The organism is Anaerostipes sp. Marseille-Q3525 (assembly GCF_018223505.1).
GTDB classification, from domain to species: domain Bacteria; phylum Bacillota; class Clostridia; order Lachnospirales; family Lachnospiraceae; genus Anaerostipes; species Anaerostipes amylophilus.
On sequence record NZ_JAGTTT010000001.1, the window covers coordinates 166273 to 192941 of the forward strand.

Here is a 26669-nt window from a genome sequence, read left to right on the forward strand (position 1 = left end):
TGATCTTAAAAATATGAGACAAAAAATCATTCCAATACTGATCATATTGTTTGGTTTTGCCTTGTTGTCTTATCCGTTCATCAGTAACTACATGTTTGAAAAAAGTGCTGGTTCAACGATCAAGTCCTATGAAAAACAGGCAAAAACCTATGATCAGAAGCAAAAAGAACAGGCATTTCGGAAAGCGGAAGAATATAACAAAGACCTGATTAAGTCAGTGGTACAATTGACGGACCCGTTCAAAGTCAAAAAAAGCAATGGAGAGACACTGATCTATAATAATATCTTAAATATCGATCATTCAGGAGTGATGGGATATCTGGAAATTCCCTGTATCTCAGTCAATCTCCCAATCTATCACGGTACAGATGCAGAAATACTGGAACGTGGAGTTGGGCATCTTGCAGCATCTTCGATTCCGGTAGGTGGAAAAAGTACCCATAGTGTATTAACTGGACATACCGGACTTAGTTCCGCAAAGTTATTTACAGATCTGACGGAAATGAAAAAAGAGGATTTGTTCTTTATTCATGTACTGGATCGAACCTTAGCTTATAAAGTGGATCAGATCTCTGTGGTAAGACCAGAGGATACAAGAAAACTCCAGATCGTCAAAGGAAAAGATTATGTGACACTGGTAACATGTACCCCATATGGAGTCAATGACCATCGTTTACTGGTACGGGGTGTCAGAACCAAATATGTAAAGAAACAACGATCATCGATACGGCCAAGAAATCAGGATTCCCAGTGGATGAGAACTTATAAAAAAGCGATCGCCATCGGGCTTATGATCGTTACAGCCCTGATCTTATTAGGAAAAGTATTTCAAAAGCTTCATCGAAAGAAAACAGAACATAGACAAATCAACAGAAAGAAAGGGAGAGAGGAATGAAAAGGAATCTGATCAATTTATTAGGCATTATCTTAATGGGGATCGGAACCTTTTTGTTTCTTTCTCCCGATTTTTCTGCGTATAGACAACAAAAAAATGCAGATCAGGAGATCAAAGCCTTTCAAAAGGAAAAGAAGATTCCGAAGGAAAAAGATCCTTTCTATCAGGAGGCCGTACAGTATGATCAAAAGATCTATAAAGAAGGCCAGAAAGATCTAAAGGATGTCTGGAGTTATCGCACGTCACCGATCCGGTTGAAAGATGGCAGGAGCAACTTTGGATATATCAGGATCAAAAAGATGCATGTCAAACTTCCACTGTATCTTGGAGCAACCTTAGAAAACATGAGAAAAGGTGCTGCGATCATGGGAGAGACATCATTACCGCTTGGCACGAAGAACAGTAACTGTGTGATCGCTGCACATCGTGGATATCAGGGGATCCTATATTTCAGGGAGATCGAGAAGCTGAAAGCAGGAGACAAAGTCACCATTCAAAACCCATGGGAAAAACTTTCTTATCGGGTCGAAAAGATCAAGATCATAAAACCGGATGATTCAGATCAGATCCGGATTCAGAAAGAAAAAGATATGGTAACACTTCTTACCTGTCATCCATACCGCAGTCATGGAAAATTTCGATATGTGGTTTATTGCATAAGAGATCAGGGACAAAAGCTTCCAGCTCAAAAGATCCGTACAATGAATGATACTTCTTTTGAATCTTCCAAATGGGATATTCAAAGAGAGAAGATCGTCCGATATGCAGGGTTAGGGATCTTGCTCTTTTTTGGAATGGAACTTATAAGATCAGACAAAAGGAAAGGAGGAAAAGGACATGAAAAAAAGGGATAAGATGAAAGGCAAAAAAGGATATGCGATATTGGCACTTGTGATTGCCATAAGTTTTATTACCGTCCTTACATGGCACGATTTGGTACAGGCATCCTATAAGACGAAAGAAAATGCGGGAAGTACATCATTCCCAAACAATGATAAATATACCTATGTTGAAGTAAAAGGTCCATCGGGAACTTCCACATTAAAACTACAGGTAACCCATTCTGGATTAGCCTGTAAAAACTATTCATTCGATAATGCAAGCCGGACACTGAATATCAAACAGGTCTCTGCAAGCAATCCGAATCCATATGGTTTGAAACTTTCTACAACGTCAGTTAAAACAACAAAATCCAATTCTGGATCGTATTCATGGATTAGCGTAAAAGTAAAATATACGGTTCCGGCTCATCAAAAATATAACAATGTGACATATGATGCACCATCCAGCCAGTCGCATAAACTGACAAAAACACCCGATCACAGCACGAAAGAACAAACGGATTTTGAAACTACGATCGGACTGAGTGCTTATGACACCGGTGTTGCACCGTATAAAAAACCAAGTGACCAGAAATATTACAGATACTATGATTGTAAAGTTACGATCAACCTAAATAAGACACAATACAAAGTGACTTATAAAGGGAACAATGGAACGATCGCATCCGCAGATTCAACAAAAAGTTTTGCCTGTGGAAGTAAACTGACATTTCCAGTGGCAAATCGAACAGGATACACCCTTACCGGATGGAAGGATACGGCAAACAGTACAGGGATGTCTTATACGACAAACAGTACGATCTGCGGGAAAGCATTAACTTTATATGCCCAGTGGAAAGCAAATCAGTATAAGATCCATTACAATTCCAATGGTGGAAGCGGAACAATGAATGACAGTACCGTGACATATGATGGTTCGTTCACACTTCCCAAAAATACATTTACAAATAACGGCTATCAGTTCCTTGGATGGAGTAAGACAAAGGATGGAGATGTTGCAGCTTACGAAGATCAGGAAGCGATCAAATATCAGACGGCTTCTGACCTTACCTTATATGCGATATGGGGAAATGGCCAGTATAAGATCAGCTTCATGCCAAATGGAGCACAGGCAGATGCAAAGATCATACCGGTAAAGACAGGAGAATCTTATACCATACCATCCGGTCTGTTTACCAGAAAAGGATATACGTTTGTAGGATGGGCAAAGACTCCGGATGCAGTCAGGGCAGATTATACGAATGGAGCAGCTGTCTCTGATCTTACAGATGCCGGAAAGACCATCAAGCTGTATGCGATATGGAAAAAGAATGACGGAAGCATCAATAAAACAAACATCATCCATGATGAAGGCATGTTTACCGGAGACATTGAGATCGAAGGGCAGAATGGAACAGGATATAGTCATGCTCATACGGACTCCGAATATGCAAACATTGATAAGACAGATGCTCCCGGATATTTTACAGATCGGTATCGATAAAGATAACAGCAGGAAGTCCTCTTTCTGCTGTTACGATAAAAATGGATAAGATCAAATGAATCAGGAGGGAACTATGAAATACAAGTTGAAAAGAAAACTGAAAAAGATCGGGACGTTCTTCCTGGCCTTGTTAACACTTTTTTCTTCGTTGTTTGGAGGAATGGCCGGAATGCCAGCACCAGTCGTCAATGTTGCGGCGAAAGAAGGAACAGCGACCGTTGGTATGAGTCAGGTCATGGATTGTAATAAGATCAGTGCGTTAAACCGGCCGGCAAGTGAAGGACTATGGAAGATCACTGCAAATGGAAAAGGAACCTTTTGCCTAAATTCCGGAAAATCCATGTGTAATGGTGACACTGTAAAGTATAAGACACACAACGCTGTGACTTATAAGAATCAGGGAGTTGCAAAAGCTCTGACTTATTATTACTGGAAGAGTTCCAAAAATACAAAGGCATTTGCATTAACACAGGCCTATATCTGGGCATGTGGAGCAGGTGTCAGCAAAAAGACAACGGTTTATCAGGCAGGAAAAAATCTGAATGATAAGTTTTCAAGCAGTGATGCAAAGGCTTTCTGCGATAAGATCAAGAAAACAGATCCAAAAGGTACGATCTATTACTATACAGTGACACACTGTGTAAAAGGAAAGAAGCATGATAAACATCAGATGTTATATCGTATGACGAAAGATGTAACTCCGGCGAAGACCGGTTCATATATATATTCAGACAGTACATCGGAAAGTGATCAAACGGAAGTGAAGATCACAAAACGTGATCAGGCAACAGCTGTTGTATTATCCGGCGTCAAGTTCCAGTTTTTCAGGGATGGAAAATCCGTTGGTACAGCAGTGACAGATGAAAAAGGTGTTGCCAGTCTTACATATAATGAGACGATTTCTTCTGGAACAAAAAAGGTAACCAAAAAATACATTAAGAACTGGAAAGAATTATCGAAAGATGATCAGGAATCGTATACGGAAAAAGGATACTATGATTCCAAAGCCAAGGCCAAAGCTGCGGCGGAAGAAGAAGTCGCCAAATTACTGCAGGGGATCATTGAGGATAAGAGATCCAAGACACATACGTGGACGGCAAAAGAGATCGAAGCAGATGTAAGGCATAATAAAAACACAACAACAAAAACAAAAAAAGCAACGGGAAAAACGGCAAAGGTCGATCTTGGAAGTATGTATGATACAGAAAAAACGATCGATCTGGAACTGAACAAAAGAAGTATCCTGGAAGACTTTGGGACAGATGCAACCTATGCAAATGCAGAATATGGAGTTTATGCCAGATCTGATATTCTCGCATCCGATAACAAAACTGTCAGATATAAAAAAGACAGTGAAGTCGCAACGATCATTACCGATGCGACGGGTTATGGATGTGCAAAGAAACTGCCGGTCGGAGAGTACTATGTCAAAGAAAAGAATCCACCGAAAGGATTTGAACTGAACAAAGACAGTACAAATATCACACTGAACAATGATCAGCTCATTACTGTATATGAAACACCAGTCAAAGGAAAGCTGCAGATCCACAAAACCTATGATAATGATAAAAAGGCGGAATCCGGAGCGGTATTTGAAATATATGACAGTAAAAATCAGCTGGTCGATACGATCACAACCGGAAGTGATGGAATGGCAACGAGTAAAGAGCTTCCATATGGTCCTTACCGCTTACATCAGACCAAAGGAACGGATGGATTCTCCAAGATCCCAGATATGATAAAAGTGATCGATGGGTCCATAAAAACTTATCAGATCGAAGCGAACAACCCAAGAGAAGCTGCCGCGATCTCCATTTCAAAAACAAAGGTCATCACGGATACACAGACATCCACAAACACAGAGAGACCAGAAGCCGGAGCCAAATTTGAGATCATCAGAAAATCAGATCAGAAAGTCGTTGAGACACTGACAACCGATGAAAATGGATATGCTTCATCCAGACAGTTGGATCCTGGGACTTACACGGTACATCAGATCAAAGGATCAGATAATTATGCATTTGTAAAAGATTTCGATGTCACATTAAAAGACGGAGATAAAACAAACCATATGTATGATCTTAAGAATCCATGGATCGGAAAGAAACTCATGATCAAGAAAACAATGGAAAAAAATAAGGTGGAAGAAGCCGAAGTATCCGCAGAATTTACCATCTTAGATGCATCCAAAGCAGATGGATATAAAAATACAGATCTTGATACAGAAGAAAACAGAAAAGATTATATCGATTCCCTGGCGAAAGATGCCGTGATCGGAACGATAACAACAGATGCAAAAGGAATCGCAAGCCTTCTTCTGGAAGACCTGAAAGCAGATCATGATTTTATTGTTGTTCAGACAAAAGGAGCCGAAGGATATGACTTGGCCCCTGTCTATGATTCCAGAGATCATAAACCAAAAGAAGTCGATGGCATGAAAGTTTATGAATTTACTGCAAAAGATGTATATTCCGATTCCGCATCGATCCAGATCAAAAAGGAAAAGAAAGTATCCGATACAAAAACGGAAGCTGAAACAGGAGCAGTCTTTGAACTGATCGATCAGGATGGAAACGTTGTAACAACGCTGACCACAGGATCAGAGGGGACTGCAACAGTCAGTGGTATCGCCCTTGGAATGTACACATTACATCAGAAGAGTGGTTCGAACAAACATGCATTCTTAGAAGATCAGGTCATCGTGCTGACCAAGAAAGATAAGGGAAAAACGATCAAATACAGTTATGTTGATCAGGAAAATGAGATCGATTTTGTTCTGGTAAAACGTTCCAAAGAAACAAAGAAACTGTTAAATGATGCAGAATATGTCATTTACGATGATGATGGAAAAGAAATCGCAAGATTGACCTCCGGAACGATGAAAGACGGATATGCGACATGCAAGCTGCCTTATGGCCATTACAAGATCAAAGAAACAAAATCTCCGGATGGATACAATAAAAATGATACAGCGAAAGAATTTACCTTAGATCTTCAAAGTGTGGACTACGACAGCGATGGAAATGGTACTTACACCTATGAAGATACCGATGAACCAGTGTATGGATCTGTTTCACTAAAAAAGACAGGTGAAACGTTAAGCGGATTTGAAGATGCCAGCTTTGTTTATGAAAATGACCAGATCAGCGGAGCTGTATATGGACTGTATGCCAAAGAGGACATCCAAAAAGACGATGGAACTCTTGTCTGGAAAGCCGGAACTCTGATCGACCAGAAAACAACATTGAAAGACAAAGCCGTACAATTTACCAGAAAAGGAGACGATGGAAAAGATACCACGGACTTTTATCAGGGAACTTATTATGTGAAAGAGATATCAGGACCAAACGGATATTGTATCGACAAGGAAGAACAGGAGGTCGTGATCAACTGGGATACAAAACCTGGAAAGATGAACGATATCAGAGACACGGAGGATGTTCCGGATGTGGAAGAACCACATGGAAACAATACACCTTCTCCAAACGGCGGGATCTATGTACTGGAAACGGGAGAAGCATTGAATCAGGAGATCCAGGATGCAGAAAGTATTACATTTACATGGGAAAATGCTCCGGATGGAACAGATACCAAAGACGTTTCACAGGACAAAGACGGAAGTATCGTCTTATGGAACGATGGAAATGATTATTATATTTCCTCCCAGAAAGCAGATCAGGTCATTTACATGAACACGATCTCCAGTAAGATGTTCTCAGAATGCAAGAGTCTGACAAAGATCAATTTTAAGAACATTGATACATCCAAAGTTGCAGATATGTCTGAAATGTTTGCCAACTGTACCGGATTAAAAGAATTAGATCTTTCCAGTTTTAATACTTCAAATGTGGAAGATGTACGAAAGATGTTCTATGGCTGTACAAGCTTAAAGACGACCTATGCACAGGATCAGATGGTAAAGGCAGACGATGATTACACGGATGCAAAAGTTACCGGTATCAGTGCCACACCAAAAACAGATTTTGTAAAAGGTGCAGTCTATCATGCAGATGATTTTGCATTCTCAAGCGATTATGACGATGATGGACAACAGGAGCTTACTGATGTAACGGATGATGATGTAACCTTTGAACCGGAAACCGCAGAAGCTGCCGGAAAACAGAAAGTAACGATCTCCTTTAAAGATTCCGGAAAATACAAAGGCTATGATTCGATCGAAACAACAGTCAATGTGATCGATCCGGAAGATGTCGATGTATCTCTTGATACTGACAAGCACATAGATATCAATCTGGAATGTAACGATCTGTTACAGAAGTACAGCATTCAGTTTATCAAGACAGATAAGAAAGGAGAGATGTTGCCAGGTGCGAAGTTTGCATTAAAAGCAGCCTGTGAGATCGTAAATAAGGATGAAAAGACGATCTTTCACAAAGGAGATACGATCGCAACCACGGTTTCCGGAGATGATCAGTTCGGTTATCTGGAATTCTTTGGACTGCCAACTGGCATTTATGCAAAAGACGGTGTTGGAAAAGAAATGTACACCGTAGAAGAAGTGGAAGCACCACTTGGATATGGAAAGTCTGATGAAACGATGACATTCAGTGGAGAGGTCTTAAATGATCAGACCGCAGATTTCATCCATGACGTGGCGACACAGGGAAATACTAACAATGATGAAATAACATATGTCCATGATTCCAAGACGCTGGTCAACAATCCTTCTGACTATGTGCAGGTGAAGAAATATTGGATCGATGATAACAACTCCATGAACACAAGACCAGTATCAGTGACGATCAAAGCAGAAAATAAGAACACACATGAAGTGAAGACTTATGTGCTGAATAAGGATAACAACTGGGCCATGCAGACAGATATCAAGCGAGGCGAGGAAGGAAACTATACGTTTAGCGAGGTTTGTAATGCAGCTAATTATACAAGAGTCAGTGAAGCAGGTGGCGATTGGGACAAAAATACCTATACGTTATCTTATACAAACAAATATGATAAAGGTGGAAGTGTAAAACTTGTTGTTAAGAAAAACTGGGATGACAGTAATAACAGTGATGGAATCCGTCCGGATTCAGTAAATATCAAATTATATCGTAATGGAACAGATATGCAAAAAGATCAAATATTAAGTGTAGCTAATAACTGGACGGCAGAATTTAATGATCTTCCAAAAGAAGATGATCTTGGCGAAAAGTATGAATATGAAGTCAAAGAGGATTCATCCTCTGTTGTGAATGGAAATGCCAAGACTGGATATGAGATTGCTTATGAAGTAAAGGAATCTACAGATAAATCCAGTGATATCACAACGATCACAACCAATATCACAAACACACATAAACCAAAGACCGTACAGAAAACGATCCGAAAAGTATGGGATGATGAAAATGATCAGGATAAGATCCGTCCAGATTCCGTAAGGTTTAATCTGTTAGCAAACGGAAAAGATGTGGTAGATATCGTAACCTTAAATTCCGAAAACGGATGGAAAACAAGATCAAAAGTCCTTCCAAAATGCGAGAATGGAAATGAGATCGAGTATACATGGGAAGAGGTAAAAGAAGGTGTTGCGATAGGAAATGAACAGATCGGATACAAGGTTTCATACGATGATGAAGATGATTCTGACACAACGATCGCAACCAACTCTCATACACCGGGCAGAGGAAGCATTACCATCACAAAAGAATTAGATCCATCCAATCTGAACATGGATGTTGGAGATGCTGTATTTACATTCGGCCTGACAGGAACCGATGTTTACGGAAAGAAGCATGCTTATAAAAAAGATGTGAAATTTACGAAAAATGAAGTGGAAAACTTCACAAAAGAAAACCCTGGAAAGATGATCAGCCTTTCAACAACATTTGATGATCTGTACTATGGAACTTATACATGCAGTGAAAGCGGCATGAAAGAATACTTTAAGCTGAATCATCTCTCAACGACGAGTACCAATGGAAGAGTGGATCAGAAAGCAGGAACGGTTACGTTTGACATCGGACCGGAAGAAAGCAGTGCATCTGCAAAAATCACAGGAGAAGCAACCTTCCGAAACCAGATGATCAAAGGAAGCATTAAGCTAAAGAAGAAAGACTCCAAAGGAAAAGTCTTAAAAGGTGTTCGGTTTACGATCAAGGATTCTGATAGAAAAGAAGTTGCAACCAAGGAAACGGATGAAAAAGGAGAACTTCTGTTTGATGATCTGCTGCCAGATACTTACACGATCACGGAAACCAAAACAGCCAGCGGCAAGAATCTGCTAAAAGAACCTCTGGTCGTAACTCTTCCGTTATCTGTAACACAGGCAGAAGTAGACAAGGGAAATGTAGATACCTCCAATGCCATCAAGCAGGGAGATACTTATTATTTCTATCATCCAACGTATGAGATCACAAATGATGCAAACCTGAAACTGCCAACTACTGGTGGATTCAATAATATCAAAGCTTATGTACCATTAATCGGTGGTTTTGCATTGATCTTAGCTGTAGTATTCTATTACTTCAAAAAGAAAAAAGGAATTGTGATCTTTAGAAAGAAATAAGAAATGAGTTTAATGAATTATTCAAGAAGATAAATGCTCTTTGGACAAGATCAAACGAAGGAAATAGCGAAAAGAAAGGAAGTACAAGAAGTAAATAGATGGAGGATAGATTATTATGAGTAAAGGAAGAAAAGGAAAAAGGGTAATGGCTGCAGCAATGGCGGTTGTGTTATCTGTTGCTACGGTAACAACGGGGGTATTACCGAATACAGCGGTTTATGTGCATGCAGAAGAATCGGATAGAACGTGGACTAAATTAGCTGATTCTAGTGTAGATGGTTTTTATTACAGGGAAGATCAGTATGGAAATATTGAGTGTGTAACGGATAAAACCTGTGTATACACATCGTATGATCAAATGGTTAAAGAAATTGCTTCCATAGCAAAAAGAATCTTTCTTGAAAATAAATATGCAAGGTATGATTTTGATATTCCCGTTGAAATAAAATCGGATCATACGATTGAAGAAATCGAGAATGGAAAATGTGATAAAGATATTCGTAATGAAATTTATAAAGATACAGGGAAACCAAATGAAGGGCATACAATGTCTGCATTTACTGTTGGTGGTGGTAATCTGTTGGCAGAGAATTGTTCAGATGGGATAAAATATTCAGATGGTGGATATAAAGGATACTATTCTGGGAATGGCGGATATGGAGATAGACGGGATAGATATCAAAAAGCGACAAAAAAATTAGATGAAGTTATTAAATCATTGAATCTTGATGGGAAATCGGATTATGATAAATTTAAAGCAGTTACAAACTGGATTGTTTCAAATGTGCGATATGATGAAGATAACGAAACAAAATACCAACACGATTTAACCGGAGCCGTTTTAGATGGATTAGCAGTTTGCGATGGGTATGCAGGGACTTTTTATTATATGGCAAATGCTGTAGGATTAAATGCTTTGTTTGAAGATGGTATAACAAACAGTAATAGAATTCGACATGCATGGAATCTGGTTCAGATTGATGGAACATACTACTATGTAGATCCTACAAATGCTTATTTTAAAGAGGATGGAGAACCGGGAAGAGAACTGTTACTTGGTCAAAAATATCTATTCAGTCTTTATACTCCAGATAATACTACAATAGAGGATACCTATAAAAATATCTCACAGGATGACTACTTGAAAGAACATTCCATATGCAAAGGAAATCATGATTTATGGGAAAGTGGACACAATGGAGCTACATGTGAAAACCCTGCAACAACAGTATATTCTTGCAAAAATAAGGGATGTTTATATAAAAAGTATGTAGAAACAGCACCGGCCCTTGGTCATGAATGGGGTAATGCAAAAATCACTCAAGAGCAATCTTGTGAAAATCCTGAAATTACAACTTATACGTGTACACATAGTCTTTGTGGAAGAAAAAAACAAGTAGAAACCAAACCCGCCCTAGGTCATACCTGGGATGAAGGAAAGGTTACAAAAGAAGCTACCTGTTCCGAAACAGGAGTTAAGACTTATACCTGTACTCGCTGTGGTGGAACAAAAAACGAAGAGATCCCAAAAACAAAACATGACTATGAAGAGCATGTCGAAACTCCGGCAACCTGTACATCCAGAGGCGTCAGTTACTATGTATGTAAAAACTGCGGACTTACAACATCAAAAAAACAGACACCTGCGACTGGCCATATCCATACAGAAGTCCGTAACAAAAAGGATGCAACTTATACAGACGATGGTTATACTGGAGATACTTACTGTAAAGATTGTGGTAAGAAACGGGAAACAGGAACCGTGATTCCAAAACTGGTAGAAAAAGAACATGACTACGGAGAATGGGTTCTTGATCAGGCTCCAACATGCAAAAAATACGGAGTAAGACACAGGATCTGTAAGAACTGCGGAGACCGAGAAGTTGATGTCCTTGATAAAGTCGATCATTCATGGAAACTTGTCTCAACAACACCTGCTACATGCACCATTGGAGAAATCCAACATTATAAGTGCAGCGTTTGTGGAGAGACAAAAGATGTGACATTAAGTAATCCATTAGGAGAGCATTCCTGGGATAACGGAAAAGTAACAAAAGAAGCTACCTGTACGGAAGATGGAGAAAAGACTTATACCTGTACTGTCTGCAATACGACAAAGACAGAAGTCATTCCTGCTACCGGACATCAGCACAAAGAAGTAAGAAACGCAAAGAAAGCTACCTGTACCGAAGATGGTTACACCGGAGATACCTACTGTACAGACTGTAATACAAAACTGGAATCTGGAACAGTGGTCAATAAACTCGGTCATACATGGGATAACGGAGTGATTACAAAAGAAGCAACAGAAACCGAGGAAGGTGTTAAGACATACACCTGTAAGACATGTGGCGAAACAAAGACAGAAAAGATTCCAGTTACATCCCACCATTTGGATCAGGGAACGATCACAAAGAAAGCTACTTGTACAGAAAACGGAGAGAAAACGTATCATTGTACGGATGCAGATTGTGATAAAACATATGTAGAAACGATTCCTGCCACTGGGCATCAGCATACAGAAGTCCGTGATAAAAAAGAAGTAACTTGTGAAGAAGATGGTTACACAGGTGACACTTATTGCAAGGATTGTGGTCAGCTGATCAGTAAAGGAGCAGTAGTGAAAGCCACTGGACATTCTTGGAATAGTGGAAAAGTAACCGAAGCTGCGACCTGCAAGAAAGAAGGAACAAAGATCTATACTTGCAAGAACTGTGGAGAAACAAAGACAGAGACGATTCCAGCGACTGGGCACAAGTTTGATTCCTGGAAGACTGTAAAAGCCCAGAGTATCTACAGCGGAGCTGTACAGAAACGTACCTGTAATGCCTGCGGTAAAAAAGAAACAAGGATTGTTGGAGACAAACTAAAACCAGTCTTAAAGGTCAATACACCAAAACTACAGTTAAAATGTAGACAGAAAACACAGAAATTCACATTAACTGATATAGCAAAAGGAGATTCTGTTAAGTCATGGGTAAGCAGCAACAAGAAGATCGTAACTGTTTCAGGGAAACCAAATGGAACATGTATCATCAAAGCCGGTAAGAAAACTGGAAGTGCAAAGATCACGATCACAATGAGATCAAACCTGAAAAAGACAATCGGTGTTAAAGTACAGAAAAAAGCAGTAGCCTGTACATTCATTAAAAATGTACCAAAGAAGCTGACACTAAAACGCAAGAGATCTTATCAGTTAAAACCAGTGATCAATCCGATCACATGTACTTATAAAGCAAAATACAAGACTTCCAACAAGAAGATCGTAAAAGTAACATCCAAAGGAAAGATTACAGCAGTAAAGAAAGGAAAAGCAAAGATCACAGTGATGGTAGGCAAGAAGAAGTTTGGCTGCATGGTAACTTTCGATAATATAAAAAAAACAACACACAACAAAGCTCGTAAATAAGCCATTTTTACGAGCTTTTTAAAAAAATTAAAAAAACTTTCAAAAAAGTGTTGACATTTATCGAAAATGAGAGTATATTATTATTTGTCGTCAGGCAAGAGAGCTTGAAAGACACAAGGGATCATAGCTCAGCTGGGAGAGCATCTGCCTTACAAGCAGAGGGTCATAGGTTCGAGTCCTATTGGTCCCACTATCCATGAACTTCATGGAGTAATTTCATAACATATGGCGATGTAGCTCAGTTGGCTAGAGCATACGGTTCATACCCGTAGTGTCAGCAGTTCGAATCTGCTCATCGCTACTTAACTAAGACATATTCATTAGGAATATGTCTTTTTTCTTTATAAATGCTTATAAGGCTTTCTGATAGTTACACTTTTTCTCAATCACATAATGAATAAAATTCTTCAAAACCATCCCCAGAAATTTTGCCGAAAAGATGATAAAAAAATTTAATCATGTTATAATAAAAACAAAAAAGGAGAACTTATATATGCGTGTAGGAATGGGATATGATGTCCACAAATTAGTAGAAGGAAGAGACCTGATCTTAGGTGGTGTAAAAGTACCTTACGAGAAGGGACTATTAGGTCATTCAGACGCAGATGTTTTGCTGCATGCGATCACAGATGCAATCCTGGGGGCAGCAGCACTCGGAGATATTGGAAAACATTTTCCAGATACAGATCCTGCATATCATAATGCAGACAGCATGAAATTATTAGAAGAAGTAGTGAAACTGATTGAAGACAAGGGATACGAGGTAGGAAATGTTGATGCAACAGTGATCGCACAGAGACCAAAGTTATTAAATTATATTCCAATGATGAAAGAAAACATCAGCAAAGTTCTCAAAGTTGATCCAGATCAGGTGAACGTCAAGGCAACAACAGAAGAACACTTAGGATTTACAGGAGAAGGGCTTGGAATTAGCGCACAAGCTGTATGTTTGCTAAACGAGAGGAAATAATATGGAATTAATTTATCAGGAAGAGAAAGAAGTAAAACCAGTCTATGACATGTATCAGAAGATTTTTGAAGATCCTGAAGAATTTGCAAAGTATTATTTTGAAGAAGTCTATGCATCCAATGAAGTGCTTCTGGCAAGAGAAGGCCAGAAGATCTTAGGAATGATACATTTGAATCCATACCATATAAGAACAGGGGAAAAGACATACACATTAAATTACATTGTAGCTGTAGCGGTATGGAAAGAATACAGAAGACAAGGAATAATGGCAGCAATGCTTACAAAGTGCTTAAATGACATGCATCAGAAGAGACAGCCGTTTACTTATCTGATGCCGGCGAATAAAGCATATTATGAGCCATTTCAGTTTACCTTTGTGATGGACTGGGAAGAAACGATGATTCATTCAATGAATGATTCGGACAAGATAATTCCAGCAATACAACAAGATGCAAGAATTGTCACAGCACCAGAAGAAGAATATGACCGAATTACTATATTTTTAGAACAATTTATGCAGCCATATCAGATTTATACAATTCCTGATAAGCAATATTTAAGAAGACTTTCAAAAGAAAGCCAGAGTGGTGAAGGGAACCTCATGGTATATTATGAGGGAGAACAATTGACAGGTGTTTTTGCAGAGAGTTTTGAAGATGATAAAGTGTATATCCGATGGGCATATTCAACGCAGCCAGAGAATATGCTCAATGAGATAAAATATCGATATAAGAATAAGAAGATTTATATTACAGAAGGTAATTTAACCAAAGGAGAAAAAATACCAAAGATTATGGCAAGGATCACAGATCTCACAGCGTGGGGAGAGATCCTTCATGGAAAGAGTGATTTTACATTCAGGATTTTGGTCAAAGATCCGTATATCAAGGATCAGAATGGTGTATACCAATTCCAATGCCTGAATCATAAGATATCCATTCAATGTGTAGATTCATCAAAAGAAAATGCATGCAAAGAAGGACGATCAGATGCACAAGAATGGGAAGATGAAATTTCAATTGACGAGCTGACACAGGTGTTTTTTGACAACAATGCAGGACAGATATTAAAACAGCATGAGTATCTGAAAGATATCGTGCCGGCTGGCCCAATCTATATTTCAGAGGAGGTATAAGCCATGAAGTTAATGTTTATCGGAGCAGATCATGAAGTAACCGGAAGCTGCCACTATGTGGAAGCCTGCGACAAAAGGTTTATTGTTGACTATGGAATGGAACAAGGGTTAAATGTGTACGAGAATGTCGAGCTGCCAGTGAATGCAGGCAGTCTGGATTTTATTTTGCTGACACACGCACATATTGATCATTCAGGATTAATTCCGCTGCTGTATGCAAAAGGATTCAGAGGAAAGATATTTGCAACAAGAGCAACGACAGATTTATGCGAGATCATGTTGCAGGATAGTGCGCACATTCAGGAATTTGAAGCAGAATGGAAGAATCGTAAGGCAAGGAGATCTGGAAAACCAGAAGTTGTACCAATTTATACAATGGATGATGCGGTAAATGTTATGCAGTATTTTGTACCATGCCCATATGGAAGACAGATCGAAGTTTCAGATGGGATTACCATCAGATTTACGGATATCGGTCATTTGCTTGGTTCATCAAGTATTGAAGTATGGTTAAGGGAAGATGATGTAGAGAAGAAACTTGTGTTCTCTGGAGATATTGGGAATTTTGATCAGCCTCTGATCAAAGATCCAAGCTATACGAAAGAGGCAGATTATGTTATTATGGAATCCACGTATGGAGACCGCTATCATGGAAAACATCAGGATTATGTAACAGAGCTTACCAATGTGATCCAGAGAACATTTGACAGAGGAGGCAATGTCGTCATCCCATCATTTGCGGTAGGAAGAACACAGGAATTATTATATTATATCCGTCAGATCAAAGCAGAAGACAGAGTGAAGAATCATGGCGATTTCAAGGTTGTTGTAGACAGTCCGTTAGCGGTAGAAGCAACTAAGATCTTTAATAAGAACATTGACGAGACTTATGATGAAGAAGCAATGGAATTAGTGAAAGAGGGCATTAATCCGATCACATTTTCCAATCTTCATTTATCTATTACAACCGAAGAATCCAAGGCGATCAACTTTGAGACAGAGCCGATGGTTATCATATCAGCTTCAGGTATGTGTGAAGCTGGAAGAATCAGACATCATCTCAAACATAATCTTTGGAGACCGGAGAATACGATCATATTCGTAGGATATCAGGCATACGGAACATTAGGAAGATCATTGATCGAAGGAGCCAAGGAAGTGAAATTATTTGGTGAAACGATCAAAGTGTCAGCAGATATCATTCGGTTAGAAGGCTTGAGTGGACATGCAGATAAGAATGGACTATTAAAATGGGTCAATAGTTTCGAGAAGAAACCAGAAGAAGTATTTGTAGTTCATGGAGAAGATGCAGTTTGTGAAGCATTTACATCGTGTTTAAAAGATGAATATAAATTTAAAGCGAGAGCACCATACAGCGGAGATGTGTATGATCTTATTTCAAGTGAATGGATCGAATGGGGATCAAGAGAACGCATCCAGAAGAAACCAAAACAGAGTAGTGCTTATATCAGACTTCTTACAGCAAGCGAGCGTTTGAAATCTGTAATAGAGCATAATGAGGGCGGTACGAACAAAGATCTTGGTAAGTTTGCCGATCAGATCATAGCCCTCTGTGACAAGTGGGAAAGGTAACAATGAAAGAGACAAAACGTAAAACAGAAGATGCAGTGCGTATAAATAAATATTTAAGTCAGGCAGGAATCTGCTCCAGAAGACAGGCAGATACTTATGTTGAAGAAGGCAGAGTAGAAGTCGATGGAGAAATTGCAGTAAGCGGAACCAAAGTACTTCCGGGGCAGAGCGTGACATTTGATGGAAAGCCGGTAAAGATTCAGGAAGATCTGATCTTTCTGGCTTTTCATAAGCCAAGAGGAATTGTATGCACAGCAAGCAAGGAAGAGAAAGATAATATTATTGATTATATCAATTATCCAACAAGAATCTATCCAGTAGGGCGTCTGGACAAGGATTCACAGGGTCTGATACTTCTTACGAATGACGGAGAAGCAGCCAATCAGATCATGAAAGCGAGAAATTATCATGAAAAGGAATATGAAGTTACAGTAAATAAGCGGATTACAAACGAATTCATTCATAATATGAGGAATCCGGTTCCATTAGATGAGATCAATGCAGTGACAAGAAGATGCAAAGTAACAAAAGAAGGACCAGATCAGTTCCGTATTATTCTGACACAGGGATTAAATCGCCAGATCCGAAGAATGTGTGAATACTTTGGATATCGTGTGACAAAATTAAAGAGAGTCAGAATTATGAACATAGAACTTGGAAACCTCAAAGAAGGAAGATATCGAAAATTAACTCCGGACGAATTGAGAGAGTTAAAGAAGGAGCTAAAAAGTGAATGATTTAGAGAGAATGAAAGAACTCATCCAGATCTTAAATGAAGCAGGAAAGGCTTATTACCAGCAGGATAAAGAAGTCATGAGCAACCTTGAATATGACAAGATGTACGATGAACTTTTAGAACTGGAGAAAAAGACAAACACTGTATTATCCAACAGTCCAACGATCCATGTCGGATATGAACTGATGACATCATTAGAGAAAGAAGCACATCCATCACCAATGCTTTCTCTAGACAAAACAAAAGAACCAGATCAGCTGGCAGCATGGCTTAGTGGACATGATGGAATCTTATCATGGAAATTAGATGGATTAACGATCGTACTGACTTACGAACATGGAGAATTAGTCAAAGCAGTAACCCGTGGAAATGGAGAAGTCGGAGAAGTTGTAACAAACAATGCAAGAGTATTTGACAATGTTCCAAGACACATTTCTTACGACGGAACGTTAGTGGTCCGAGGAGAAGCGATCATTCCATATTCTTATTTCTATAAGATGAATGAAGAGATTGAAGATGTTGACAGCCAGTACAAGAATCCAAGAAATTTATGCAGTGGTTCCGTCAGACAGTTAAATAATGAGATCACAGCAAAGCGCCATGTGCATTTCTATGCATTTAGCGTAAGTGACATCGAAGGAATGGATTTTAATAATTCTTTTGAACAGAAACTAGACTGGGCAGCAAGTCTTGGATTTGACGTAGTTGAACATATTAGAGTAACAGAAGATACGATTCGAGGTGAGATTGAAGAATTTTCAAAGAAGATCGAACATTTTGATCTGCCATCTGATGGATTAGTATTAGTTTATAACGATCTTGCATATGGAAAAAGTCTTGGAAGAACAGCCAAATTCCCAAGAGATTCCATTGCATTTAAATGGGCGGATGAAACGGCAGATACAACATTGACAGAGATCGAATGGAGTCCATCAAGAACAGGGCTTATCAATCCGGTAGCAATCTTTGAACCAGTAGAATTAGAAGGAACAACCGTAAGCAGAGCAAGTCTTCATAATATCAGTGTGATGGAAGAACTGGAATTAGGAATTGGTGATGAGATTGTTGTATACAAAGCAAACATGATCATTCCTCAGGTCGCAGAGAATAAAACGAAAAGCGGCAAGATTGAGATTCCACATACATGCCCAGCATGCGGAGGAGAGACAAAGATTGAAGATGAAAATGGAATCAGAACTCTGATCTGTACCAACGAATTTTGCAGTGCCAAGAAGATCAAGTCATTTTCACATTTTGTATCCAGAGATGCAATGAATGTAGATGGACTTTCTGAGGCAACATTGCAGAAGATGATCGATGTTGGACTATTAAATGAAATTTATGATCTCTTTACATTAAAAGAACATAAAGAAGAAATTTTAGAATTAGAAGGATTTGGGGAGAAATCTTTTGAGAATCTGACAAAAGCAATCGAAGATTCCAGAAAGCCGGTATTGGCAAACTTTATTTATAGTTTGGGAATTCCAAATGTAGGACTATCCAATGCGAAATTGATCTGCAAGCATTTTAAAGAAGATTTCAAAGCGATTAGAGAAGCAAAAGAAGAAAATTTTACAGCGATCGACCAGATTGGACCGATGATCGCAAAGGCAATGGTATCATACTTCCATACACCTCATAATGAAAAGATTTTAGAAGAACTTTTAAAATATGTGCAGTTTGAAAAGAAAGAAGAAGTAGAAACTGAACAGATATTAGAAGGAAAGACATTTGTTGTCACAGGTTCACTTAATCATTTTGATAATAGAAAACAGTTAAAAGAAGAGATTGAGCAGATGGGAGGCAAAGTCACAGGATCTGTATCCAAGAAAACAGATTACCTGATCAACAACGACAAGATGTCTCAGTCTTCTAAGAATAAAAAAGCAATGGAATTAGATATTCCAATCCTGAGTGAAGAGGACTTCTTAGAGTTAATTGGACGATAAATAGAGATTGCATAAAAAAGGCAAGAGTTTTATAATAGATATTTGACAGGAAAATCCTGTAAGCTTAGAAAGCAATCGAAAAAAGAGAGAAGGAGATTTGATAAAATGCCAATTCGAATAGACAGTGATCTGCCAGCAAAGGCGATCTTAGAAGAAGAGAATGTATTTGTGATGGATAATGAAAGGGCATGCACACAGGATATCAGGCCTTTAAAGATTGCAATTTTAAATCTGATGCCAAATAAACTGGATACAGAACTTCATTTACTGAGAAGTTTATCAAATACACCATTACAGTTAGATATCACATTTTTACAGACAGAATCCTATGTTCCAACTCATGTATCAGAATCACATATGGAGAAATTTTATAATTATTTTTCGGAGATTAAAGATACACGTTTTGATGGATTGATCATTACAGGGGCACCAGTTGAATTGAAGGAATTTGAAGAAGTTGACTACTGGGATGAAGTAGTAGAGATCATGGAATGGTCAAAAACACATGTAACTTCAACACTTTACATTTGCTGGGCGGCACAGGCAGGGCTTTATTACCATTATGGAATCAAGAAACATGTCTTAGATAAGAAGATTTCAGGTGTTTATGAACATCATCCATTACATAGTAAAGTTCCGATCATTCGAGGATTCGATGATAAGTTTTATGTACCACATTCAAGAAATACAGGTGTTGACGGAGAAGCGATCAAGAAAAATAAAGAATTAACAGTTGTTGCGGAATCAGATGAAACGGGACCATATATCATTCTGAATTCCACAGGAAGCCAGGTATTTGTAACAGGTCATCCAGAATACGATGTGATGTCACTTCATTATGAATATGTAAGAGACGTGAAGCGCGGACTGAATCCAGATATACCAAAGAATTATTACAAAGATAATGATCCAACAAAGAAACCAGTCAAGTCATGGAGATGCCATGCAAATACAATGTATTATAACTGGTTAAATTATTATGTATATCAGGTAACACCATACGATCTTGAAAAGAAAAAATAAAAACAAAAGGTTGTTGTAAGATCAAAAGATACAGCGACCTTTCTGTGCGTATAAAGGAAATACAGCAGATCGTACAATAGATATAAAATTGTAAGGAAAGATAGAATGAAAAAGAATAAGAAAAGCATATGGATCAAAGTCATAGCATTTTGTATGAGTCTTATGATGGCTGTATGCGGTACAGTTACCAAAGATAAAGTACAGGTAAATGCTGCAACAAAGCTTAAAGTACATTTTATAGATGTTGGGTGTGGGGATGCAATATTGATCCAATATGGAAGTGGGGTAAAAGCAGAGTACGGAATGATCGATGCAGGACCCGTTTACTATACCAAAACAAATAAGAAAGATGTAAATACATCCAACAGAGCAAGAAACTATTTAAAAAAGCAAAAGATCACACATTTAAAATTTGTTCTCCTGACACATCCACACCAGGATCATATTGGAGGAATGATTAAAATTTTAGATGATCCGAAGATCAAGATTGATACGATCTATGGAAATAATTTTGATCTGAAAGTACTTCAAAGTAGTAAGAATAAAAAGAAACAAAGTGCATCAACAGCAAAGCTGATCAAATATCGAGACGATGAGGGAATATATGCACAAGTGATCGCAAAGATTCAAAAGAAAGTGAAACGAAAAGAAACCGTATATGTTGTTCCAAAAGCAGGAGATAAAGTTTATCTTGGAAAAGCATGTATGAGATTCTATGGTGTTATGAATGCAAAATACAAATATGGAAGACGAGGAGATTTGAATTATCGTCAGGTAAACAAATATTCTATTGTAACCAGACTTACCTATAAAAGCAATTCATTTCTATTTACAGGAGATGCACAAAAAGAGACAATTGAACAGTTAGTGAAAAAAGGGTATAATCTACAGGCACAGGTTTTAAAAGTACCGCATCATGGAATGCAGGATATTTTAAAAAACACTAAAAAAGCAAGATCAGATCATCGATATTTATTTCAACGTGTAAAAGCGAAAATAGCTGTGATCAGTAATGGTTATAAAAACAGTTACAAGGCACCACATAAGAAGACACTTAATGAATTAAAAACTGCGAATGTTTATGATACAGGAAGCAGAGGAACGATTGTGATCACAAGCGACGGCAAACGATTATCTGTAAAAGTGCAGAAGGGGAAAGGCCCAAGTTATAAGAGAACAAAGAAATAAGATATTTACAATAAATCAGACAAAGATAAGAAAGGAAAAGAAATGATAAAACTGATCGCAACAGACATCGATGGAACATTATTAGCAGATGGGACATTAAAAATTAATCCAGAATATTACGATGTGATCAAGGAACTGCGAAACAGAGGAGTGCGAGTGATCGCAGCCAGTGGAAGACAGCGCTCTAGTATTGAGAAAGTGTTTGCACCGATCGTTGATGAAATAAGTTTTATTTCAGAGAATGGAACAGCTGTTTATTCAAAAGATTATCAGTTTATAAATAAGATTCCAGAAGATGTTGCAAGAGCATACATTCGTGAAGCAAGAATGTTTCCAGGATGTGAAATTACGATCAATAAGGATAATATGGCGTATTTTGAAAATGTTGGATTATATCGTTATATGATCGATGATTATGGATATAGAGGAGAATTAGTTGATAATATTGAAGATTATCTGGATGACGTATGTAAGATCAGCATCTTCCACCACAATTGCGCAGAAAAGATGGTAAGTCAGGAATTTGTGGACAAATGGAGCAAAACAATGAATATTGCTGTCTCAGGAAAATTCTGGCTGGACTGCACAAATCAAGGTGGAAACAAGGGATCAGCGCTGCAGCATTTTCAGGAAGCATATAAGATCAGTCCGGATGAAACACTTGCGTTTGGGGATAATATCAATGATATTGAAATGCTAAAACGTGCCAGCCACAGTTTTGCAGTAGAAAATGCAAGAGAAGAAGTAAAAGAGGTAGCGAATTTTATTGCACCTTCTTATAAAGAAGACGGAGTATTACAGGTGTTAAAAGCAGTATTACGCGGAGAATTGGCATGACATACGAAGAATCTGTAAAATATTTATACAAAATCGCAGGATTCGCCAAAAAATCTTCTCTGGAAGATATAAACTATTTATTAGAGCAGCTTGGAAATCCGCATAAGGATCTGAAGTTTGTACATGTAGCTGGAACTAATGGCAAAGGATCAGTCTGTGCATTTTTGGAAGCAGTCTTAAAAGAGCATGGGAAAACGACAGCAGCATTTACTTCACCACATCTGGTAAAGGTAAATGAACGAATCCGGCTGAATGGACAGGATATTTCAGATGAGAAATTTAAAGATGCCTGCAGCCGGGTGAAAGAATGTGTGGAAGCAGCAGTGGAAAAAGGAGTTAATCAGCCTTCTTTTTTTGAGATGATGTTTTTGATGGCATTATGTATCATGGAAGAAGAACAGCCGGATATCTGTCTGATCGAGACAGGGATGGGTGGAAGATATGATGCAACGAACGTTATCATTCCAGAAGTCAGCGTGATCACATCAATCAGTATGGATCATATGGAATTCCTTGGACACACGATCGAAGAGATCGCATCACACAAGGCAGGAATCATAAAAAAGGCGATTCCTGTTGTAACAATGGAACAGGAACAGGCAGTATCTGATATTTTAAGAGAAGAAGCAAAGCAGAAAATGTCACCATTTTATGACGTTTCTGAAGATAATCTTAAATTTGAAGAAAAAGCAGCAAAATATATTGATTTTTTAAATGCGAGTGCGTATGATAAGAGAAGAGATGTGAGAACGAATATTGCAGGAACATTTCAGAGGGCAAACTTAGCAGTTGCACTTAAGACAGCCAAGATCTTATGCCAGCAGTTAGATGCTGACAAGATTTATAATGCACTGTCACAGATAAAGATTCCGGGAAGGATGGAAGAGATCTCACCAGGGATCATTGTTGATGTGTCACATAATATTCAGGGAATGGAAGGCTTTGTAAAGACTGTAGAAGCCAATTTCCAAGGAAAAAAACGCATATTATTTGCAGCATCTCACAAGAATGAAGAAGAATACATGAAGAATATTTTGAAACAGATACCACAGATCGAAGCTTTTTATACAGTGGCGATCGATCACAGAAGGATCAGAGAAGAAGAATTTCAGAATGTTTTTCGTCAGATGATAGATCGAAGAGAGAAAGATACGGTCTGCTTTGTAGTCGGGTCATTTTACCTGGCAGGCATGGCCAAAGATTTCATAAATCAGGAGGAGAAAGATGTTAAATTATAATGAAGAATTAGAAAGATTCCAGCCATGTGCGGATCTTGAATCAGCAGAAGAGAATATTTATGGTAAAGAGCTTGAAGAGATTAAGAAGAATAAGACAGAATTATATAAAGCAAATCAGATGATCAAGAAATATAACCAGGCACTGAATTATGCAAAACAGGGCAATGATGACCTTGCAATGCTGCAGTTAAAGAACGTTGTAGCAGCAATTCCTAATTTTGTAGATGCATATCTTCTGATGGCTCTATTATCCATCAAAGAAGAGAATTATGATGATGCAAGACAGTTTCTTGATACAATCTTAAAGATTGAACCAGATAATGAATTAGCCGTTGAATATGGTAAGGAATTTGAGTCAAAAGTAGTGGAAGAAGAACCAGAGGAAAAAGAATCAGATAAGAAAGAAAAGAAAAAAGAAAAGAAAAAACAGACAAAGGCACAGACAGAGCAGCCACCAAAGAAGAAAGAGAGCCCATTTAAGATCTCATCTTTCCAGGAAAATGAATCTGCAGGAAAGAGCCCTATGTTTTATATGGTAACAGGTATTGTGATCGGTGTGATCGTTGCAGCTGTTTTGATCTATCCAACAGTCAGAGCAAGCTTTAATCACAAGAGTACAACACAGGTTGAAGATTATAAAGAACAGATTTTAGCAAAAGATACACAGCTAAAAGCAAGTGACAAGAAAGTAAAAGAAGCACAGAAAGCTCAGAAGAAAGCAGAAGATGAATTATCAGAATATATCGGAACAAGCAAGAAAGACGGAGTCTATGATTCATTATTAAAAGCATTACAGAAATACAGTGATCGTGATTATACAGGATCAGCAGACGCATTACTTGATATTGACAGCAAGAAACTGACAACAAAGAATATGAAGAGCATCTATAATGATCTGACAACAAAGGTTTATCCAAACGCTGCAACAGGATTATACAGCAAAGGAAAGAATGCATACTGGTCAAAAGACTACAAGACAGCGATCAACTACTTAAAGAAAGCAATCAAAGTAAGAGATACAAATAGTTATGCATACAGCTATCTTGGACAGGCATATGAAGCTTCAGGAGATACTAAGAATGCGAAGAAGACATATGAGACACTGATCAAGAAATTCCCAGGAACATCACAGGCAAGATTAGCACAGACAAAAATTGATGCTATGGGCAAGAAGGATGCAAAGAGTCTGTAAATAATAACAAAGACTAAGATACAAAAGATAAGAGAAAGAAGAACAAACGAAGATGTTTGGGCTTCTTTCTTTTATTTTTTGTATCTTTTTCTATAGAAGATTTTAATGAAAGATTCTATAAAAGGTCAGGAGGAAAGAATATGGCAACAGAGTACAAAATTGAAAACAGAAACCTATATATTTATCTGGATGGAGAATTGGATCATCATCTTGCGAAAAAAATAAAATACCAGTGTGATATCATTTTGAAATCATATCCGATCAAGGATATAGAATTTGATTTTACAAACTCACCATTTATTGACAGTTCAGGAATCGGAGTGATCCTTGGAAGATACCGTTATGTACAAGCAATGGGAGGCACCGTAAGATTAAGCCATATGAGCCCATCAGTCAAAAAGATCATTCATATGGCAGGATTGCATCAATTAGTAGAAGAAATATAAAAGATATGGGAGGATTTATATGTTGCATTTAGAATTTAACAGTGAATCAGAAAATGAAGGAATCGCAAGAATCGTAACATCTGCATATATCATGAGATTTGATCCAGATATGGAGGAAATGGAAGATGTAAAAACAGCGGTATCTGAGGCTGTAACAAACTGCATTGTACATGCGTATTTCGATGAAAATGGAAAGATTGAGATGGACATTTCTGATAAGGAACAGATTGTGAAAATAGAGATCACAGATCATGGAATTGGAATTCCGGATGTGAAGAAAGCGATGGAACCAATGTATACGACAAAACCAGAAGAAGAGAGGACAGGAATGGGATTTTCTTTTATGGAGGCTTTTATGGATGAAGTGCATGTATATTCAAAAGAAGGGGAAGGGACCAAAGTAATTATGACAAAGAAAATGGGAGAGAAGAATCATCTGAATGGATAAGGTAAGAGAACTTTTGCAGCTTACCAAAGAAGGAAATGAAGAAGCAAGAGAGAAACTTATCTTAGACAATGTAGGGCTGATATGGAGTGTAGTCAGGCGTTTTACTAACAGGGGATACGAATCGGATGATCTATTCCAGATAGGGAGTATTGGGCTTATGAAAGCAGTTGACAAGTTTGATCTGTCCTATGATGTCAAATTTTCAACATATGCGGTGCCGATGATCACAGGAGAAATTCGAAGATTTATAAGAGATGATGGGATGATCAAAGTAAGCCGAACCTTAAAAGAAAATGCGTATAAGATCATGAAAGCAAGAGAAATGTTTTGCCAGACATATCAAAGAGAAGCAACTATCGATGAGATCAGCAGCATCACACAGATCGCACGAGAAGAGATCGTGACATCCATGGAAGCAAGCAGTGAAGTAGAATCTTTACACCAACCTGCGTACCAGAAAGATGGAAGCGAAATTCTTCTGATGGAAAAATTATCAAAGGAAGGAAATGAGACAGAGAAAGTGATCGACCATGTATTACTACATCAGGCGATGAAACATTTGGAAGAACGAGAACGACAGATCATCCAATATAGATATTTTGATGGAAAGACACAGCAGGAGATCGCTGGATTATTTCATATTTCCCAAGTGCAGGTTTCAAGAATGGAAAAAAAGATTTTAAAAAAGCTAAAAAGACAAATGGTTGGAAAATTTTGAAAAATATGCTAAAATGAAAAAAACAATACAAATCTGAACCG

Annotated in this window: 18 protein-coding genes and 2 tRNA genes; all 20 read left to right on the top strand. The window is 38.1% G+C overall.

The features are described 5' to 3' along the window. The first annotated feature begins 13 nt into the window (after nt 1–13). The 20 genes from KE503_RS00835 (at nt 14) to KE503_RS00930 (ending at nt 26628) form a co-directional block, all read left to right on the top strand. On the top strand, nt 14–895 hold the full coding sequence (locus KE503_RS00835; protein ID WP_212384280.1) for a class C sortase: 882 nt from the start codon (nt 14–16) through the stop codon (nt 893–895). Further along, complete coding sequence (locus KE503_RS00840) at nt 892–1749, top strand: class C sortase (protein ID WP_212384281.1); 858 nt, start codon at nt 892–894, stop codon at nt 1747–1749. The genes KE503_RS00835 and KE503_RS00840 overlap by 4 nt, the downstream gene beginning before the upstream one ends. Further along, nucleotides 1733–3220: an InlB B-repeat-containing protein gene (locus tag KE503_RS00845; protein ID WP_212384282.1), complete on the top strand. Its 1488-nt coding sequence runs from the start codon at nt 1733–1735 to the stop codon at nt 3218–3220. The genes KE503_RS00840 and KE503_RS00845 overlap by 17 nt, the downstream gene beginning before the upstream one ends. A 73-nt stretch (nt 3221–3293) precedes the next feature. Continuing rightward, complete coding sequence (locus KE503_RS00850) at nt 3294–9746, top strand: SpaA isopeptide-forming pilin-related protein (protein WP_249182918.1); 6453 nt, start codon at nt 3294–3296, stop codon at nt 9744–9746. Nucleotides 9747–9861: 115 nt separating this feature from the next. After that, entirely contained in the window at nt 9862–13155 is a 3294-nt protein-coding gene (locus KE503_RS00855) for an Ig-like domain-containing protein (protein ID WP_212384284.1), read from the top strand. A 117-nt stretch (nt 13156–13272) separates the two neighbouring features. Continuing rightward, nucleotides 13273–13345, top strand: a tRNA-Val gene (locus tag KE503_RS00860). Between the two features lie 37 nt (nt 13346–13382). After that, nucleotides 13383–13456, top strand: a tRNA-Met gene (locus KE503_RS00865). A gap of 192 nt (nt 13457–13648) precedes the next feature. Further along, a complete protein-coding gene (gene ispF, locus KE503_RS00870; RefSeq protein ID WP_022375033.1) occupies nt 13649–14125 on the top strand; it encodes a 2-C-methyl-D-erythritol 2,4-cyclodiphosphate synthase in 477 nt (158 codons plus the stop codon). A gap of 1 nt (nt 14126) precedes the next feature. Beyond that, the gene (locus KE503_RS00875; RefSeq protein ID WP_212384285.1) at nt 14127–15260 is read left to right on the top strand and encodes a GNAT family N-acetyltransferase; all 1134 of its coding nucleotides are present in this window, start codon (nt 14127–14129) and stop codon (nt 15258–15260) included. Between the two features lie 3 nt (nt 15261–15263). Further along, nucleotides 15264–16853 carry an MBL fold metallo-hydrolase RNA specificity domain-containing protein gene (locus tag KE503_RS00880; RefSeq protein WP_212384286.1) on the top strand — a complete coding sequence of 530 codons (1590 nt, stop codon included), beginning with the start codon at nt 15264–15266 and terminating at the stop codon, nt 16851–16853. A 2-nt stretch (nt 16854–16855) separates the two neighbouring features. Then, the gene (locus KE503_RS00885; protein WP_055196477.1) at nt 16856–17590 is read left to right on the top strand and encodes a pseudouridine synthase; all 735 of its coding nucleotides are present in this window, start codon (nt 16856–16858) and stop codon (nt 17588–17590) included. A 10-nt stretch (nt 17591–17600) separates the two neighbouring features. Then, on the top strand, nt 17601–19538 hold the full coding sequence (gene ligA / locus KE503_RS00890) for an NAD-dependent DNA ligase LigA (RefSeq protein WP_249182922.1): 1938 nt from the start codon (nt 17601–17603) through the stop codon (nt 19536–19538). Nucleotides 19539–19643: 105 nt separating this feature from the next. After that, nucleotides 19644–20561, top strand: coding sequence for a homoserine O-acetyltransferase MetA (gene metA / locus KE503_RS00895; protein ID WP_022374616.1), 918 nt, complete (start codon nt 19644–19646; stop codon nt 20559–20561). 105 nt (nt 20562–20666) lie between these two features. Further along, nucleotides 20667–21749 (top strand): ComEC/Rec2 family competence protein, encoded by a 1083-nt coding sequence (locus KE503_RS00900; protein WP_022374617.1) that lies wholly within the window; start codon nt 20667–20669, stop codon nt 21747–21749. A gap of 42 nt (nt 21750–21791) precedes the next feature. Beyond that, entirely contained in the window at nt 21792–22586 is a 795-nt protein-coding gene (locus tag KE503_RS00905) for a Cof-type HAD-IIB family hydrolase (protein ID WP_117944312.1), read from the top strand. Beyond that, nucleotides 22583–23824 carry a bifunctional folylpolyglutamate synthase/dihydrofolate synthase gene (locus KE503_RS00910; RefSeq protein WP_212384288.1) on the top strand — a complete coding sequence of 414 codons (1242 nt, stop codon included), beginning with the start codon at nt 22583–22585 and terminating at the stop codon, nt 23822–23824. The genes KE503_RS00905 and KE503_RS00910 overlap by 4 nt, the downstream gene beginning before the upstream one ends. After that, complete coding sequence (locus KE503_RS00915) at nt 23811–25016, top strand: tetratricopeptide repeat protein (protein WP_022374620.1); 1206 nt, start codon at nt 23811–23813, stop codon at nt 25014–25016. Before KE503_RS00910 ends, KE503_RS00915 begins: the two co-directional genes overlap by 14 nt. Nucleotides 25017–25156: 140 nt before the next feature. Further along, nucleotides 25157–25462, top strand: coding sequence for an STAS domain-containing protein (locus tag KE503_RS00920; RefSeq protein ID WP_022374621.1), 306 nt, complete (start codon nt 25157–25159; stop codon nt 25460–25462). 19 nt (nt 25463–25481) lie between these two features. Next, nucleotides 25482–25910, top strand: a complete 429-nt coding sequence (spoIIAB, locus tag KE503_RS00925) for an anti-sigma F factor (RefSeq protein ID WP_022374622.1) — start codon at nt 25482–25484, stop codon at nt 25908–25910. After that, nucleotides 25903–26628 carry a SigF/SigG family RNA polymerase sporulation sigma factor gene (locus KE503_RS00930; RefSeq protein ID WP_022374623.1) on the top strand — a complete coding sequence of 242 codons (726 nt, stop codon included), beginning with the start codon at nt 25903–25905 and terminating at the stop codon, nt 26626–26628. The genes spoIIAB and KE503_RS00930 overlap by 8 nt, the downstream gene beginning before the upstream one ends. The last annotated feature ends 41 nt before the right edge of the window (nt 26629–26669 follow it).